Below are 16,465 nucleotides of genomic sequence, written 5' to 3' on the forward strand. Positions count from 1 at the left end.
GCTCACACCCCGTTCAGGTAGAGGAGGATGCACTTCGAGCAGACGGGCATCATCCCGGTGGCGGACAGGACCCGCCGGACCTCCCGGAACGCCGGGCTCTGCCACAGTTCGCCGAGCTCGGTGTCGTAGAGGTTGCCCACCACGAACTCGGGGAAGAACTTGCAGGAGCTGACGCTGCCGTCGGCGTGCACCTCCAGCCGGTTGGACACCGCGAGGCACCGGCTGCGCCGCTGCGCCGGGCGTGAGGTGCCGCGGATGAAGTCGTCGACCTCGTCGTCGGCGAGCTGCGGCTGGTAGCGGACGCGGACCCGCCACGTCCGGCTCGCGAGCTGCCGCATGGACTCCCGGAGCACCGGCAGGCACTCCTCCGGCAGCCGGTAGGTGTAGGAGTGCCAGGTCGGCTTCTTCGTCCCGGTTTCGGGCCGCAGCCAGGCGAACGACTCGGCGTAGACCCGGTCCATCGCCGCGGCGACCTCGGGGCTGATGTACCACGGGAACTGGAAGTAGACCGTGTTGACGCCGAGCTCTTCGGCCCATTCCATGAATTCGGTCATCCGGCCGACGCTCTGGTGCGAAATCATGCAGTTGAGCGACACTTCACCGCCGAATTCGCCGGCTCGTTTCAGATCGAGCATCCGCCGGATGTTCTCCTCCGTCCGCCGGAAAGTGCCCTTGCCGCGCAACGCCTCGTGCTCCGCGCCGAGCCCGTCCAGGCTGACGAGCAGGTTGAGGTTTTCCCCGATGCGCAGAAGATCGTCGAGGTGGCGCTTGAACAACAGGCCGTTCGTACACATGGTCACCGTCCGCGGATACCGGACGAGCAGGTCGGTGATTTCCCGGAACCGCGTGTGCATCAGCGGTTCACCGCCCCAGAGGAACAGTTTCGACCGGGTCTCCGCGGTGGTGCGCAGCAGGTTTTCGACGATCTCCACCCCGAGTTCCGTCTTCTGCCGCTGCGGGCTGAAGTCCCGGAAGAAGCCCTGTTCGCTCCACTGGTAGCAGTGACTGCACCGCAGGTTGCAGCGGTAGGTCAGCTGCAGGCAAACCTCACGCGGCAACGGAGTCGCGTACAGCGGATCGGCGAGAACGCTCTTGCGGGCCTGTGACCGAATTGCGACGGTGTGCTTGATATCGGCGAATTCTTTGACGTCGATGGTGCGCGTCGTGGCTGGGCGCATGAATTCCCCACAGTGTTCCGGCGGCGTGATTTTCCGGATCCACGGTAGGTGCCGGCGGGAATCGGGAACACCCCTAGCGGCGGTCGCCCGCAAGGGCCGGATCAGCGCTGTGACGGGTGCCGACGGGTTCTCTGGCAGCCATGGAGTTCGCTCGGGAAAGCCGGTCCACGACTGCCCCGGGCGCCCGCGGACCACACCCGGTCGGGCGGCACTCCCGATGGTCGCGAGAGCGTCACCGTCCAGCGACAGTCGGTCCAGCCGTCGACCGGTGCTCCCCCGACGCTCGAACCCCCCGCCGGCGCGCCCCCGCCGGCGGTCGGCGAAGTCGCGGCGGTGTCTGGTCAAGCGGGCCGGAATGGTTCAGGATCCTCCCGTGCCCGACTTCAGAGGTTTCGCCCTGATCGCCCGGATCGGCCTGACTTGCTACGCCGCCGTGCACCTGGTCGTCGCGTGGCTGGCGGCGCAGGTGGCCCTCGGTGACAACGAGAAGGCCGACAAGGCCGGCGCCTTGCAGATCGTCGCCGCCGGTGGCGGAGCGTGGCTGCTCTGGCTGATCGCCGCCGGCACCGGGCTGCTCGCGCTGTGGCAGCTCACCGAGGCGATCACGGGCCACCGGCACGCCGCACCGCGCCGGCGGTGGGTGCGCCGCGCGACCAGCGGGGTCGAGGTCGTCCTGTACGGACTCGTCGCCTACAGCGCCGGCAAGATCGCGACCGGCGGTTCCGGCAAGGCGGGGTCGGTGGTGGCCACGGTCCTGGCCGAGCCCTGGGGACCCGCCGCGGTGATCGCGGCCGGCGGCATCGTCATCGCGGTCGCGGCGTTCCTCGGCTACCGCGGAGTCCGGAAGAAGTTCGTCCACGACCTCGACTTCGACGGCACGTCCCGCACTCTGCGGCGGTCGACGGAGCGCTTGGGCCAGGTGGGCTGGTGCGCCATGGCGGTCACCTACGGCACGGTGGGTGCGATGTTCATCGTCGCCGCGGTCGACTACGACCCCGCCAAGGCCGGCGGCCTGGACCCCGCGCTCAAGACGCTCGCGCTCCAGCCGTACGGGCAAGCACTGCTGCTGACACTGGCGGCCGGCATCGCCGTCTTCGGCGCGTTCGCGTTGCTCGAGAGCCGCTACCGCAAGATCTGACGACCACCAGCGCGACCGACACGTCCGAGTTCGGCGGGCCGCCGTCCACCGCCGCAAGATCGCCTAGAGCTCCTCGGCGAGCATCACGATGATGCCGCTGGGACCCCGGACGTACGTGAGCCGGTAGATGTCCTCGTAGTTCGCCACCCCGCGAAGCGGGTGGCAGCCGTGCTTCGCGGCGATCTCGAGCGCCTTGTCGAGGTCGTCGACGGAAAAGGCGACGCGGTGCATGCCGATCGCGTTGGGGCGGGTGGGCTCCGACTCGATCGCCTCGGGGTGGATGTACTCGAAGAGCTCGAGGCGGCCGTTCCCGTCCGGCGTCTGGAGCATGGCGATCTTGGCGTGGTTGCCATCCAGGCCGACGGCGGTTTCGGTCCACTCACCGCTGACCGTGTCGCGGCCGATGACCGTGAGACCCAGGTCGGTGAAGAAAGCGATCGTCGCTTCGAGGTCGCGGACGGCGATGCCGACGTTCTCGAGTTTGATGGGCATGCCGGGCACGTTATCGGGAACGTGCGTTGACCGCCGCGCTCGGCACTCCGTAGGTTCGACACGGAACGAGGAGGTCGGGGTTGAGTCACCTGGTGCGTTTCGCGGACGGAACCGGCACCGTCCGGGTCGGCCTGCTCGCCGAGGAGCGCCTGCGGCCGCTCCCGGTGGCGTCGATGAGCGACCTGCTGCGCCGGCCGGTGGCGGAGATCCGCGAGCTGGCCGAGGCTGCCGGGGACCCGGTGTCCACGACGGGGACACGCCTGCTGCCGCCGCTGGACGGGCGGATGGAGGTGTGGGCCGCGGGGGTGACGTACCTGCGGTCGGAGGAGGCCCGCCGCGAGGAGAGCGCCGACGAGGACGTGTACGCGCGGGTGTACCGCGCGGAGCGGCCGGAGCTGTTCTTCAAGTCACCGGCGTGGCGCGTGGTCACCGACGACGAGCCGATCGCCGTCCGCGCCGATTCCGCCAACAACGTGCCGGAGCCGGAACTCGGCCTGCTGTTGACCGGCACCGGGGAGATCGCCGGGTACGTGGTGGTCGACGACGTGAGCTCCCGCAGCATCGAAGGCGAGAACCCGTTGTACCTCCCGCAGGCCAAGATCTACACGGGATCGTGCGCGATCTCGGCACGTGTGCGGCCGGCGTGGGAGGTACCGGATCCGCTGTCCCTCGGCCTCCGCATGCGCATCCTGCGCGACGGCGGGGAGGTGTTCGCCGGCGAGGCCAGTACCGCACAGCTGAACCGCGAACCGGCGGGGCTGGTCGAGTACCTGTGGCGGGACAACGACTTCCCCGACGGCGCGGTCCTTTCGACGGGCACGTCCGTGGTGCCGGGACTGGACCAGGGGCTGCGGCCGGGAGACGTGGTCGAGATCGAGATCGACGAGGTGGGGTCGTTGCGCTCCCCTGTGGTGCTGGGAGCGGATGAGGTGCGCCGGGTGCTCGCGGCCCGCTGAGACCTCAGCGCTTCGCCGCGGCACGTACTCGGACGCGAAGGTCGTTCCAGGCGCTGATGAAACTGCCGAGGTCGACGGTCTCCACCCGGCCGGCCAACGGGGCGAATTCGGCCGGCGCGGTGTGGCCGGGATGGAACCGGACCGTCACGGTGTCTCCCGTTCGGCGCAGCGCCAGGCGGAGTTCCGTGCCCTGCGCGGCGAAGTACAGGTCGGCTTCCCCTCCCTCGACGCCCAGCGCGGTGAACACCTCGTCCAAGTGCGGGTAGGGATACGGAAGGTCGTCCAGGTCGAGCCGGATCACGAGGTCACCGAAGTGGAGTGTCAGCGGCCCTTCGTACTCCGCCACGAACCGGAACAGCGCGCGCATTTCTTCGCTCCACAGCGCGACGTCGTCTTCGTTGTACGCGCGTGGCGTCCCACGTCGCTCCCAGCCGGCGGTGATCGAGAACGGCACCATCGGGATCACGGTATCGGGAAGCTGGACTCGACCGACCCGTCGGCCAAGCGCACGACCCGGACGCGTTGCACGTCGCTGACCACGCTGCCGTCCGGCTGGAAGACCCGGCCCACCGGGCGGAACATTTCGACGTCGTGGGCGCCGGGAGCCACCGGTGCGCGCCGCTCCGCTTCGACGATCAGGGCGTTGTCGTAGAACTGGCCGTCCGGTACCCGGCGGCCGCTCTTGCGCACGCTCATGGCCCGGTTCCGGAAGTCGTTGCTGTCGAGGTGGGCACCGTGTTCGCGATAGGAGTGCCCGTAGGAGGGTGACGCCGGATCGCCCCACCGGCCCGGGAAACCGTGCCCCGGGACGTCGGTCAGCGGAGCGAGCACCTTGGGCACTTCGGACCGGGCGACCGCCGAGTCGCGAAGCAGCTTGCGCAGGTGAGCCGCGTTACTGGCCCCGGACACCCGCGAGATCGCGGTGTCGAGGTCGGCCCGCCCGGCGTGGAAGTGCTCCTTAAGCAGCAGCTCGTCGGTGGCGCCGAGGTTGCGCAGCCGTCCGAGCAGGGTCTGGATGGTTTGCACCTGCGCAGTCGTGGCCGTCGTCGGGATACACGGACTCGCGCACCGGGTCAGGACGTCGCGCACCCGCGGATCCATCTCCCGGAACTGACGGCGCAGATCGGGGCGCTCCCGGAGCAGCGTCTGCGTCTCTTCGTTGAGGGACTGCTCCCACGGGCTCAGCGTCGCCTCCAGCGGCGCCCGCTCGGCCTTGGGAGCTTCGCGCATCGCTTGCCGCATGGCCTGTTCCTCGCTCAACGCGCGGTTGGCGGCCCGGATCCGCTCCGCGCGGACGCGCAGCGCGCGGACGCCTCTCGCCACCCCCATCGTGGTCAGCTGGAGGAGGATCTGGGACCCACCCGCGGCGAGCACCCTGGCCATCCGGCCGGCCGCGTGCTGCATCGCGACGGCGGTGCGCGCGGCCAGCACGTCGCGGAACGCGTCGCCCAGCTCGACGAGCTGGCTCAGCACGTCCGCACCGAGCTTCACCATCAGGTAGACGTCTACCGCGACATCGACGAACGGAATCATCTGCAGCACGACGATGACGGCGAGTTCCTTGAGGATCTCCGGGCCGTTCGCGATCAGCCCGTCCAGGACCTCACCCAGCGCGCCGCCCGCGTACCCGGCGGCCAGCAACCAGCGGAACGCCATCGCGACCCGCTCGCCGTCGCCCGCTCCGCCGATCCGCGCGTCCGTGGCGGCCAACGCCGTGTCGAACTGGTCCGAGCCCTGCGACCAGCCGCTGAGAATGCCGAGCAGCCCCGACAGGCCGCCGCCCATGCCGGCGACCAGCGCCGCGTCCGCCAGTCCCAGCGACTCGGTCTGGATGGCCAGCAGCTCGGCCTCCGACATCGCGAGCCGCTCGGCGGACCGCGCCGGCAGGTCACGGAGGATCCGCTGCTTGTTCTGGACGAAGTCCTGGTACTCGTGGAACTTCGGGACGTACGTGCCATCGGCGACCGCCTCGGCCACCTGGTTCACAACGCCTTCCCACGTGAGGGCGAAGTTCCCGTAGAACCGCATCTGCGCCCAGCGGGCCGTGGCGCGGGCGAAGTCGCCGACGGCGTCGCCCGCGGGCAGCTGGGTGTGCGCCAGGCGCAGCGCGAAGCGGCTCAACCCGGCCAGTTCCGCCAGCGGAACCGGGAGTCCCTTGTCCACCAGCCGTGGCGGCAGCTCGTTCGCCTGGGCGATGAGTGCCGCGAGCTTCGGCTGCAGCTCGGCGACGACGGCGGCCGGCTCGATGCCGAGGGTGAGCGCGGCGTGGACCCGGCCCGACCAGGTGAGCGGAAAGCCCTTCGGCGTCGTCGCCATGGCCAGTTCGGCGCCGGCGGGCCCCAGCGCGGTGAGCGTGTCCATTTCGGTTCTGGCCAGCTGACGCGCCCGGTCGATGAATTCGTCGACCTGCGCCTGCGTCTCGAACCTCGGGTGCGCCCGAAACCGCAGCAACAGCGAAGCGCGGTTGGCGTTGGCCCGCAAGCCGAGGTCGCCGTCCTGCTCGGCGTTCCGCGTCACCGCCTCGATCTCGCGCTCGAGCTTCGCGACCAGCGAAGGATCCCCTTCCGACGCTTCATCGTCGCGCTGGAGCTCCGGTACGCGCTGCGCGGACGGCTTGTCTTCGTCGCGCTGTTCGGCTTCCTCCACACAGGACGAACAGTCGGTACACCCCGGCCCGCACGCACGCTGCAGGTCGGCCGGTGGCCCGCTGATCATCCGGGACACGACCGCGTTCCCCACGGACCGCTGCAGCCCGACGACCGCGGCCGAACCGAGCACGAGCGGCCGCGAGGGCAGCACGGTGTGCGGCGTCCGGGCCCGGCGTTCGGCCGGCCCCTGCTTGGACGCGCACCTCAGCGCGGCGGAGCGTTGCTCGTGCTGCACCGGCGGTCGCCTTCGTCGAGCACCACCCCAGTCTCCACCAGGCGGCCGGGGCGTCGGGTGCCCTTTCGGGCAGCGTGGCAGGCAGTGAACGGGTCCCGTACGGCTGCCGGCAACCGGGAATCTGCTACGAAAAGTAAGGGGCCGTATGCGTCATGTGCACCCCGCCCGATGACAAGCCTTGTCCGGTAGATACCCACTTTCGGCGGTACTTGCATGTCCGAATTATCTGCTTGGATCCCCCAGAACGTGTTTTACAACGTTGTAAAAATGAAGGGTACCGCCGATGAGAAGAGCCGCTTCCGTCCTCCTCGCCCTGCTGGTGGGGCTGGGCGTGGCGTCGGGAACGCCGCCCGCAGGTGCCGCCGAGGCCGTGCACGGCCTGAAGGCCGAGTACTTCACCCCGTCGGCTCCCGGCGCGCACGACTTCGCGAACCTGGCCGGTACCGCGCTCGACGGGGAGGTCGACCACGCGGACCTGACCTCGGTCTTCGGACTGGTCGCCGGGCGCACCGAGGACACGACCGCCCGGTGGAGCGGGCGGCTCGCCGTGCCGCAGACCGGCGACTACACCTTCTACGCCATCGGTGACAACGGGTTCCGGCTGTTCCTCGACGGCGCGCCGGTGATCGACCACTGGGTCGGCGACTGGGACAAGGAGCAGACCAGCGCCCCCGTCACGCTGACCGCCGGCAAGCAGTACGACTTCAAGCTGGAGATGTTCCAGGACACCGGCGGCGCGAACATGTTCCTGCGCTGGTCGAGCGCCACCATCGCGAAGCAGATCGTGCCGCTTTCGGCGTTCACACCACCCGCCGACTTCGCGGTCGTGCCGCGCACGGCGGACGTGTCCCGGGACGGCCGCACGCTCACGGCCGACTTCGGCGGCCGGGTCTCGGGGACGAACGACCTGCAGGACCACCTGCGCATCGAGGTCGACGCGACGCCGATGCCGATCGCGTCCATCGCGACGTCCCGCACCCGGGCGACGATCCGGCTGGCCGAAGAAGTCCTGAAGGGCCAGCGGATCACGCTCTACTACGACGGCGCGGGCGCGCTCGCGGTGGACGGCACGAAGGTCGGCAAGGCCGGGCGCCTCGTCGCGAACGCTTCGACCGAACGCCTCCGGACGCCGTGGGGCGAGAACGTCGACACGCGCCACCCGTTGCCGGAGTACCCGCGGCCGCAGCTCGAGCGCGAGAAGTGGGTCAACCTCAACGGCCCGTGGGAGTTCGCGGCCGCCAAGGACGGCCAGCAGCCGACGTTCGGCAAGCGGCTGCCCGAGAAGGTGATCGTGCCCTACCCGATCGAGTCGCAGCTCTCCGGGCTCGAACGGCACGAGGACCACATGTTCTACCGCCGCACGGTCAGCGTCCCGCGTGACTGGAAGATCGGCGGCGGGCAGCGCCTCAAGCTCAACTTCGGCGCGGTCGACTACCAGGCCAAGGTGTGGGTGAACGGCAAGCTCGTCGCGGAGCACACCGGCGGCTACACGGCGTTCGACGCCGACATCACCGACGCGCTCAAGCGCGGCGACGAGCAGGAGATCGTCGTCGCGGTCACCGACACGACCGGCCCGTACCAGCCCAAGGGCAAGCAGTCCCCCAACCCCGGCGGGATCTTCTACACGCCGTCGTCGGGCATCTGGCAGACGGTGTGGCTGGAACCGGTGGCCGACAAGGGCATCGACGAGATCAAGACGACGCCGGACCTCACCACCAATTCGCTGGCGCTCACCGTCAAGTCCGCGGGCAACGCCACCGTCACGGCGGTCGCCAAGGACGCGCGCGGCCGGCAGGTCGGCACGGTCTCCGGACCGGCGAACGCGAACCTGAAGCTGGCGGTGCCGAACCCGCACCTGTGGACGCCGGACGACCCGTACCTGTACCAGCTGGAGATCAGGCTGGGCGGCGACAAGGTCAAGAGCTACTTCGGCATGCGGTCCACCGGCATCACCAATGTCAACGGCGTCCCGAAGCTGACGCTCAACGGCAAGCCGTTCTTTTCGCTGATGCAGCTGGACCAGGGCTTCTACCCGGACGGCCTGAACACCGCGCCGAGCGACGACGCCCTCGTCTTCGACCTGAAGGCGCAGAAGGACCTCGGCTTCAACGCGGTCCGCAAGCACATCAAGGTCGAGCCGGCCCGCTGGTACTACCACGCGGACCAGCTGGGACTGCTGGTGTGGCAGGACTTCGTGTCCCTCGACGACGGCAACAACGCCGGGGCGCAGCAGGCGTGGCTCAGCCAGGGCCTGGAAGAGATGCACCAGCTGCAGAACTACCCGTCCGTCTACGCCTGGATCGTGTTCAACGAGGGCTGGGGCGAGTGGGACAAGGCCGCGACCGGCCGGATCACCGACCAGGTCAAGGCCGCCGACCCGAGCCGGATCGTCAACGCCCACAGCGGGGTGAACTGCTGTGCCTCCAAGGGTGACTCGGGCGCGGGTGACGTCATCGACCACCACGACTACAACAACACCGACCCGGCGGCCTCCGACGGCAAGCGCGTCGCGATGGACGGCGAGCACGGCGGCTTCACGCTGCGCACGCCCGGTCACCAGTGGCCGGGTGCGCCGATCGCGATCTACAGCGGCGTGCAGGACAAGGCGGCGCTGACGGCGAAGTACGTCGACAACACCCGCACGTTCTACCTCGGGCAGGCGCGGGCCGAGCTGTCGGCGTCGGTCTACACGCAGGTCACCGACCTGGAAGGCGAGCTGAACGGGCTCTGGACCTACGACCGCAAGCGGATCAAGGTCGACCCCGGTCCGGTCCGCGAGATCAACCGGCGCGTGATCGAAGCCGGTGCCGACGCCGGCAAGCCGTACCCGTACGCGGGCAAGGGCTCGTGGAACCTCGACGAGCGCGGAGGAACGACCGCGAAGGACGCGAGCGGCGGCAAGAACCCGCTGACGCTCACCCCGGCCGGTGCGGCCTTCAAGGACGGCGCGCTGCAGTTCACCGGCGGCTCCGCCGACACCTACGGCCCGGTCGTCGACACGACCGGTGACTACACGGTGTCCGCGAAGGTCCGGCTCGACCAGCTGCCCGGCAACTACGCGACGGCGGTGAGCCAGGACGGCCGGGACCGGGAAAGCCCGTTCTACCTGCAGTACGGCCAGGGCGCGTTCGCGTTCAGCACGCCCGGCGGCAACCGGGCCCGGTACGAGGTCGTGCCGGAGCTCGGCCGCTGGTACCAGCTCACGGGCGTGCGGGCCGGCAACGAGATCCGGCTCTACGTGGACGGCGTGAAGGTCGCGACGGCCCCGGCCGGACCGGCGCTGCTCAGCACGGGCGCGTTCACGGTCGGGCGCGCCAAGTACGACGGCCGCAACGTCGACTTCTGGAGCGGCGCGGTCGACGACGTCAGCGTGGCCGGCACGGCGTTGACGGACGCGGAGGTGGCCGGGCTTTCCTGACGCCGTCGCGGGGACGCGGGTGCCGCCCGAGAAGCGCGGCACCCGCGTCTCCCGGTGCCGATCTCGTAGAGTGGCGGGAGATCGTCGGACGACGAGGGGCGTGGGGTGCCGGATTCCGAAGTGGACGACCTCGACGCGGCCACCGCCGCGTTCACCCGGGTGCGGCCGCGCCTGTTCGGGATCGCCTACCGGATGCTCGGCAGCGCCACCGAGGCCGAGGACCTGGTGCAGGACGTCTGGCTGCGCTGGCAGGCCTACGACCGGTCCACTGTGGTCAGTCCGGAGGCGTTCCTGGCGACGACGACCACCCGGCTGGCCATCAACGTCCTCCAGTCGGCGCGGAAACGGCGGGAGACCTACGTCGGGCCGTGGCTGCCCGAGCCGGTCGACACCGGCGCGGACCCGTACCTGGGTGCCGAACGCGGTGAAGCGCTGGAATTCGCGACCCTGCTGCTGATGGAGAAGCTCACCGCCGCCGAACGCGCCGCCTACGTGCTGCGGGAAGCCTTCGACTACACCTACACCGAAATCGCCGGCATCCTGTCGGCGACCGAAGCCGCGGTGCGCCAGCTCGTCAGCCGGGCGCGCAAGCACCTGACGAGCGAACGGCACGCGTCGGTGCCCGCGGCCGAGCAACGGGAGCTGCTCACCACGTTCCTCACCGCCGCGCGGACCGGCGACATGGCCGAGCTGGAGCGGCTCTTCACCCCGGACGTGACCAGCATCTCCGACGGCAACGGCCGCAAGGGCGTCGCCCGCCGGCCGGTCGTCGGGGCCGGCCGGGTGGCGAAGTTCCTGCTGGCGATCTCGGCCTGGTTCTGGGACGACATCGACGTGGCCTGGGTGCAGGCCAACGGGCGGACCGCCGCGGTGCTGCGGCAGAACGGCTCCGCGTACGGCCTGCTCACGGTCAGCGCCACCGCCGAGGGGATCGACCAAGTGCTGTGGCTGGTCAACCCCGGGAAGAACAAGGCGGTGCCCGCCGCGGGCTGAGCCGGCGGCGGACACCGTCGGGCGCGGGTTACCTCCTCGACCACCCCTTGGCCCGGTTGTTGCCGTCCTGGTAGTGGATGACGTCGCCGCCCGGCGGGTACTCGATGACGATCGTCATCGCGTGCGCCCTTCCGGGATGAAGGGCGGTTTCGCCTCCTCCTGTGACGCCGGCCCGCCGAGGTCAGCCGACCGGCTCGGTCGCGGGCTCCCCCACCGCGCCCGTCCGGGGGCCGCGCAGGCGCCTGCGCACCGCGTCCAGGACGCCGCGGGCGCTGAACAACGCCATGACGCTGATCAGGACCCACACGAAGTTCGCCGCGACGGCGGGCCACGCGCCGTTGGCGGCGGCCGAAACACCCAGCAGGGCGGCGCCCGACAGGTTGAGCGTCTGGAACAGGGCCGAGTCCGGCTCGATCACGCGGCGCGAAACCAGGCCGTACGCCGCCGCGGTGCCCAGCGCGCCCACCCACCCGGCCGCGGCGGCGGCCAGGGACATCATTTCCTCCATGCCGCCATCGTGACCGGCGCCGGGGGTGCAGCGCAATCGAAGTTATCTGCTCCGGGGGTTAAGCTCTGCTGAATGCAGATCGATCCGCGCCGGCTCGCCGTCCTGCTTGCCGTGCACCGCGCCGGTGGCGTGCTCGCCGCCGGCGACCTCTTGCACCTGACGCCGTCGGCGGTGTCCCAGCAGATCGCCCGCCTCGAGGAGACGATCGGCGTGGCGGTGCTGGACCGCCAGCCCACCGGCGCCGTCCTGACCCCCGCCGGGCGGGTGCTCGCCGAAGCCGCCGAACACATCGAGGCCGAGCTGATCGACGCGCGCAAAGCCCTTGCGGCGCTCGCCGAAGACGTCACCGGCACGGTCGTCATCGCCGCCTTCCAGTCGGTCATCCGGACGCTGCTGATCCCGCTGCTGCGCCAGCTGCGGGAGCAGTTCCCCGCGCTGGAGGTGGTGATCCGCGAGATGGAAACCAGGAAGGCGCTGCAATCCCTGCGGTCGGGGGCGGTCGACCTGCTCATCCTCGAAGCGGAAAGCCCGGCGAGCCAGGGGAAACCGGCACGCGGCACCCGGGACGTCCCGGTGCTCGAAGAGCCCTGGCTGGTCGTCCTGCCCACGGGGATGGCGGATCCGGTGAGCACGGCCGACCTGGAGCACCACACCTGGCTCGGCGTCGACTCCGAGACCGCGGCCCACGCGGCCACCGAACGCACCCGCGGCGGGACGCCCGCGCCCGGGCACAGCTACTACGACTACAACGTCGCGCTGTCGATGGTCGCGGGCGGCCTGGGCATCGCGCTCGTGCCCGCGCTCGCGGTGCGCGAAGCCGTGCCCGACGGCGTGAAGGCGGTGTCCCTGCCCGGCCTCGGGACGCGCACCCTCGTCGCCCGCCACCGCACCACCCGCTCCGAGCCGCGCAAGGAGGTGGTGACCGTCCTCGACGCGATCGTCACCCTCGCCGCCGGCCTCGACGTGGCGCTGCCGTGGACCGTGGAGCCGCCGCACGGCGGCTGAATACATCGGCCCCGACTGTTGCTTGTTCTGCTATGTGGAAGTTAACCTCCGCAGAACGAAACTGCGGGAGGTTCGATGGCGAAGGGTGACGCGGCGAGCAGGCCCGAGGACGAACGGCTCGGGATCGGCAAGAGCCTCGCCTACGGCGTCCAGCACGTCTTGACGATGTACGGCGGGATCATCGCGCCGCCGCTGATCATCGGGGGCGCCGCGGGCGTCTCACCTGCGGAAATCGGCCTGCTCGTGGCGTCGTGCCTGTTCATCGGCGGGCTGGCGACCATCCTGCAGTCCTACGGCGTGCCCTTCTTCGGCTCCAAGCTGCCGCTGGTGCAGGGCACCTCCTTCGCCGGCGTGGCGACGATGACCGCGATCGTGGCCGACGGCGGGCTCCCGGCCGTGTTCGGCTCGGTGATCGCGTCGGCGGTGCTCGGCCTGCTCATCACGCCGCTGTTCTCCCGGCTCGTGAAGTACTTCCCGCCGGTCGTCACCGGGACGGTGATCACGGTGATCGGGCTCAGCCTGATGCCGGTCGCGGCCAAGTGGGCGATGGGCAACGACGCGAAGGCCGCCGGCTTCGGCTCGGTCTCGAACATCGGGCTGGCCGCGCTGACGCTGGCGATCGTGCTGCTGCTGAGCAAGGTCGCCGTGCCGGCGATTTCCCGGCTCTCGATCCTGCTGTCGATCGTGGTGGGCACCGTGCTGGCCGCGGTGCTCGGCAAGGCCGACTTCTCGCAGGTGGGGAACGGTCCGATCTTCGCGGTGCCGACCCCGTTCGGCTTCGGCGCGCCGACGTTCGACGTCGCCGCGATCGTGTCGATGTTCATCGTCATCCTGGTGACCCTCACCGAGACCACGGCCGACATCCTCGCGGTGGGCGAGATCGTCGACACGCGGGTCGGCAAGCGCCGGATCGGCGACGGCCTGCGGGCCGACATGGCGTCCTCGGCGATCGCGCCGATCTTCAACGGCTTCATCCAGAGCGCCTTCGCCCAGAACGTCGGCCTCGTCGCGATCACCGGGGTCCGGAGCCGGTTCGTGGTGACCGCCGGCGGCGGGGTCCTGGTGGTCCTCGGCATGCTCCCGGTGCTGGGCCGGGTGGTCGCGGCCATCCCGTACCCGGTCCTCGGCGGCGCCGGTCTCGTGCTGTTCGGCACGGTCGCGGCGTCCGGCATCAAGACGCTGTCCAAAGTGGACTACAACGGCAACCTCAACCTGGTGATCGTCGCGGCTTCCGTCGGCCTGGGCATGGTCCCGATCGCGGTGCCGGGCTTCTACGACGAGTTCCCCGCGTGGGTCGGCACGATCTTCCACTCGGGGATCAGCGCCGCCGCGCTCCTGGCCGTCGTGCTGAACCTGGTGTTCAACCACCTGAAACCGGGCAAGGCGGGCAGTGAGCCGTCGGTGTTCGCGACGGCGACCCGGGTGATCGACTACTCCGACCTGAAGGTGCTTTCCCGGCTGGAGAACGGTGACCAGGTCGTCGACGGCAAGATCGTGGACGCCGAGGGCCGACCGGTTCCGGTGCGCGACGCGGACGGGCAGCCGGTGTCCTACCGGATCGGCTCGGAGCCGGAGACGCACTGAGCGGCGTCACCCCTCGGGTGCGGGCAGCGCGCGGCGGTTCAGCTTCCCGTTGGGCAGCAACGGCATCCGGTCGAGGACGAGCACCCGATGCGGAACCAGGTGCGCGGGCAACCGCCCGGCGAGCGCGGACCGCAGGTGGCCCGTGTCGGCGGGGCCCACGACGTAGCCGATGACCCGATCGTCGCGCAGCGCGGCGGCGGCGCGGACGACTCCCGGCTCCCGCAGCAGCGCGTCCTCGATCGTGCCCAGTTCCACCATCTGGTCGCTGCTGCGGCCGAGATAGTCGAGGTTGCCGTCGGCGCGGGTCCGCACGACGTCGCCGGTGCGGTACATCCGCGCCCCCGCGACGAACGGGTCGGCGACGAACAGCGACGCGGTCAGCGCGGGCCGGTCGCGGTACCCGCGGGTCACGCCCGCGCCGCCGATGTAGAGCTCGCCGATCCCACCCGGCTCGACGGGTCGGAGCCGGTCGTCGAGAACGTAGGCGTGGACGCGGGGTATCGGCGAGCCGAGCGGCACGATCGCGGTGTCCCCGAGCACGTCGACGTCCGGGCGCAGCAGGAGGGAGTCCACGGTGGTTTCGGTGAGGCCGTAGGCGTTGAGCACCACCGAGCCCGGCCGCAGCCGCCCGGCGAGCTCGCGGAAGTCGGCCGCGGGCCACCCCTCCGAGCCGACCGACATCAGCCGCATGACGGGCAGCTCCCCCGCGCGGCCGAGGGCTTTCGCCTGGGCGGGGACGAGTTCGGTCGCGTCGCCGCCGTGACGGCGGAACTCGGCGAGCAGTTCGGACGGCCGGGCCACGGCCTCACGGGTCGCGATGATCATCGTCCCGCCCGCGAACACCGAGCGCAGCAGGTCGGCGAAGAAGAGGTCGACCCCGATCCCGATGACGGTGACGAAGGTCAGCGGTTCCGCGCGCAGCCGGAACAGCTCGTCCCACGCCGCGAAGACGTGCGCGAGGTGGCGGTGCTCGACGCTCACCGGCTTGGGTTTCCCCGACGAGCCCGAGGTGTACATGACGTAGGCGAGGTTTTCGGGCCGGAGCTCGACGTCCGGGGCGTGGCCGGGTTGTCCGGCCACGGCGTCGCCGAGCTGCACGTCGCCGGTGATCTCCGTCGTGTTGGTGAGCACGAGCGAGACGCCGGCGTCTTCGCCCATCCACGCCACGAGGTCGGAGGGGTACACGGGATCGAGCGGCAGGCAGGCCGCACCCGACTTGAGGACGCCGAGCGCGCCGACCGCCATCTCGAACCCGCGGTCCATCCGCAAACCCACCAGGTCTTCGGGCCCCAGGCCCCGCCCGGCGACGTACTGGGCGACCCGGTTGGCCTCGCGATCGAGCTGCGCGAAGGACAGGCGCTCGCCCGCGTAGACGAGAGCGGTGGCATTAGGGGTCTCGGCGACCCGGGCCGCGAAGAGGTCGAGCAGGCGTTCCATGTGTCCCCCCAGACGGTCTCGTTCCCATGGTGCACGACCGGCCGCGCTCCCGCAGCGCCGGCGGCGGTTGCGCCGTCCGGTGTCGCTGTCTAACGTCGGTCGGGCAGCCTGGGATCAGGGGGAGAATGTGCGCATCGCCGTGGCGGGAGCGGACGAGCTGGCCGGCCCGCACGTCACCGAGGCGGCTCGTGCCCGCGGCCACACGGTGGTGCCGCTGGCCGGCCTCGCGGACGAAACCGGGTTGAGAGCCGCGCTGGAGGGTGTCGACGTCGTGGTCGACGTCAGCAATTCCACGTCCCTGGACGAAGAATCGGCCCGGCGGTTCTTCACCAGTGCCGCGACCACCCTGCAGCGCGTCGGCGCCGAGCGGGGGGTGCGGCACATCGTGACGCTGTCGGTCGTGGGCATCGACGACACGGGCTTCGGCTATTTCCGCGCCAAGGTGGACCACGAGCGCGCGGCGAGCGCGGGGCAAGTCCCGGCCACAATCGTGCGGGCGACGCATTTCCACGAGTTCCCGGGTCAGCTGGTGGGCCGGACCCGCGAGGACGACCACGCGACGGTGTTCGACCTGCGCGTGCAGACGGTGGCCGCGACAACGGTTGCCGCGGCGCTCGTCGAGGTCGCCGAGGGTCCCGCGCAGGGCCGTACACCGGATATCGCGGGCCCGGAGCCGGCCGAAGTGCTCGACCTGGCCCGGGCGTTCGTCGACCACTTCGACCTGCGGCTGGAGTTGCGCGCCGACCGGCACACGGTGACGGGCATCGCCGAAGACGGCCTCCTGCCGGGGCCGGGCGCGACCATCCTCGGGCCGAGTTATGCGGAGTGGCTCCACAGCCCCGAGGCCGCCGCGCTCGTCGCCGACAGCTGAGC

At 70.6% G+C, this 16,465-nt stretch carries 13 protein-coding genes; 7 read left to right on the forward strand and 6 right to left on the reverse strand.

The window, feature by feature from the left end; all coding sequences use genetic code 11:
- Positions 1-2 precede the first annotated feature (2 nt).
- The gene (locus tag BLV96_RS09810; protein ID WP_086675739.1) at positions 3-1,178 is read right to left on the reverse strand and encodes a radical SAM protein; all 1,176 of its coding nucleotides are present in this window, start codon (positions 1,176-1,178) and stop codon (positions 3-5) included.
- A 373-nt stretch (positions 1,179-1,551) separates the two neighbouring features.
- Between BLV96_RS09810 and BLV96_RS09815 the strand changes: the two genes are divergently transcribed.
- Positions 1,552-2,316, forward strand: a complete 765-nt coding sequence (locus BLV96_RS09815; RefSeq protein WP_086675740.1) for a DUF1206 domain-containing protein — start codon at positions 1,552-1,554, stop codon at positions 2,314-2,316.
- Positions 2,317-2,379: 63 nt separating this feature from the next.
- On the opposite strand, the gene BLV96_RS09820 is transcribed toward BLV96_RS09815, so the two are convergent.
- Positions 2,380-2,808 carry a VOC family protein gene (locus BLV96_RS09820; protein ID WP_086675741.1) on the reverse strand — a complete coding sequence of 143 codons (429 nt, stop codon included), beginning with the start codon at positions 2,806-2,808 and terminating at the stop codon, positions 2,380-2,382.
- A gap of 92 nt (positions 2,809-2,900) precedes the next feature.
- Between BLV96_RS09820 and BLV96_RS09825 the strand changes: the two genes are divergently transcribed.
- Complete coding sequence (locus tag BLV96_RS09825) at positions 2,901-3,764, forward strand: fumarylacetoacetate hydrolase family protein (protein WP_244180130.1); 864 nt, start codon at positions 2,901-2,903, stop codon at positions 3,762-3,764.
- A 4-nt stretch (positions 3,765-3,768) separates the two neighbouring features.
- Here BLV96_RS09825 and BLV96_RS09830 read toward each other — a convergent pair whose 3' ends face one another.
- Entirely contained in the window at positions 3,769-4,221 is a 453-nt protein-coding gene (locus BLV96_RS09830; RefSeq protein ID WP_143050934.1) for a hypothetical protein, read from the reverse strand.
- A gap of 5 nt (positions 4,222-4,226) precedes the next feature.
- The gene (locus tag BLV96_RS09835) at positions 4,227-6,647 is read right to left on the reverse strand and encodes a hypothetical protein (RefSeq protein ID WP_086675744.1); all 2,421 of its coding nucleotides are present in this window, start codon (positions 6,645-6,647) and stop codon (positions 4,227-4,229) included.
- Between the two features lie 283 nt (positions 6,648-6,930).
- Here BLV96_RS09835 and BLV96_RS09840 point away from each other — a divergent pair, with 283 nt between their 5' ends.
- Together BLV96_RS09840 and BLV96_RS09845 are read left to right on the forward strand one after the other, a co-directional pair.
- Positions 6,931-10,065 (forward strand): LamG-like jellyroll fold domain-containing protein, encoded by a 3,135-nt coding sequence (locus tag BLV96_RS09840; protein WP_086675745.1) that lies wholly within the window; start codon positions 6,931-6,933, stop codon positions 10,063-10,065.
- 105 nt (positions 10,066-10,170) lie between these two features.
- Positions 10,171-11,058 carry an RNA polymerase sigma-70 factor gene (locus BLV96_RS09845; protein WP_244180131.1) on the forward strand — a complete coding sequence of 296 codons (888 nt, stop codon included), beginning with the start codon at positions 10,171-10,173 and terminating at the stop codon, positions 11,056-11,058.
- Between the two features lie 181 nt (positions 11,059-11,239).
- On the opposite strand, the gene BLV96_RS09850 is transcribed toward BLV96_RS09845, so the two are convergent.
- Positions 11,240-11,566, reverse strand: a complete 327-nt coding sequence (locus BLV96_RS09850; protein ID WP_086675746.1) for a CBU_0592 family membrane protein — start codon at positions 11,564-11,566, stop codon at positions 11,240-11,242.
- A gap of 72 nt (positions 11,567-11,638) precedes the next feature.
- Between BLV96_RS09850 and BLV96_RS09855 the strand changes: the two genes are divergently transcribed.
- Both BLV96_RS09855 and BLV96_RS09860 read left to right on the forward strand, forming a co-directional pair.
- Positions 11,639-12,571 (forward strand): LysR family transcriptional regulator, encoded by a 933-nt coding sequence (locus tag BLV96_RS09855; protein ID WP_086675747.1) that lies wholly within the window; start codon positions 11,639-11,641, stop codon positions 12,569-12,571.
- A 75-nt stretch (positions 12,572-12,646) separates the two neighbouring features.
- Positions 12,647-14,155 carry a nucleobase:cation symporter-2 family protein gene (locus BLV96_RS09860; protein WP_086675748.1) on the forward strand — a complete coding sequence of 503 codons (1,509 nt, stop codon included), beginning with the start codon at positions 12,647-12,649 and terminating at the stop codon, positions 14,153-14,155.
- Positions 14,156-14,161: 6 nt separating this feature from the next.
- Here the strand turns inward: BLV96_RS09860 and BLV96_RS09865 are convergent, their stop codons facing one another.
- A complete protein-coding gene (locus tag BLV96_RS09865) occupies positions 14,162-15,592 on the reverse strand; it encodes an amino acid adenylation domain-containing protein (RefSeq protein ID WP_086675749.1) in 1,431 nt (476 codons plus the stop codon).
- Between the two features lie 127 nt (positions 15,593-15,719).
- Between BLV96_RS09865 and BLV96_RS09870 the strand changes: the two genes are divergently transcribed.
- A complete protein-coding gene (locus tag BLV96_RS09870) occupies positions 15,720-16,463 on the forward strand; it encodes an SDR family oxidoreductase (RefSeq protein ID WP_158104127.1) in 744 nt (247 codons plus the stop codon).
- Positions 16,464-16,465: the final 2 nt, after the last annotated feature.

The sequence above is a fragment of the Amycolatopsis pretoriensis genome (assembly GCF_900107925.1).
In the GTDB taxonomy this organism is placed as follows: domain Bacteria; phylum Actinomycetota; class Actinomycetes; order Mycobacteriales; family Pseudonocardiaceae; genus Amycolatopsis; species Amycolatopsis pretoriensis.

Coding starts and splice junctions, on each gene's coding strand:
- BLV96_RS09850 (WP_086675746.1), bottom strand. CDS start 11,566: ATGGAGGAAATGATGTCCCTGGCCGCCGCCGCGGCCGGGTGGGTGGGC.
- BLV96_RS09830 (WP_143050934.1), bottom strand. CDS start 4,221: ATGGTGCCGTTCTCGATCACCGCCGGCTGGGAGCGACGTGGGACGCCA.
- BLV96_RS09820 (WP_086675741.1), bottom strand. CDS start 2,808: ATGCCCATCAAACTCGAGAACGTCGGCATCGCCGTCCGCGACCTCGAA.
- BLV96_RS09865 (WP_086675749.1), bottom strand. CDS start 15,592: ATGGAACGCCTGCTCGACCTCTTCGCGGCCCGGGTCGCCGAGACCCCT.
- BLV96_RS09840 (WP_086675745.1), top strand. CDS start 6,931: ATGAGAAGAGCCGCTTCCGTCCTCCTCGCCCTGCTGGTGGGGCTGGGC.
- BLV96_RS09860 (WP_086675748.1), top strand. CDS start 12,647: ATGGCGAAGGGTGACGCGGCGAGCAGGCCCGAGGACGAACGGCTCGGG.
- BLV96_RS09810 (WP_086675739.1), bottom strand. CDS start 1,178: ATGCGCCCAGCCACGACGCGCACCATCGACGTCAAAGAATTCGCCGAT.
- BLV96_RS09855 (WP_086675747.1), top strand. CDS start 11,639: ATGCAGATCGATCCGCGCCGGCTCGCCGTCCTGCTTGCCGTGCACCGC.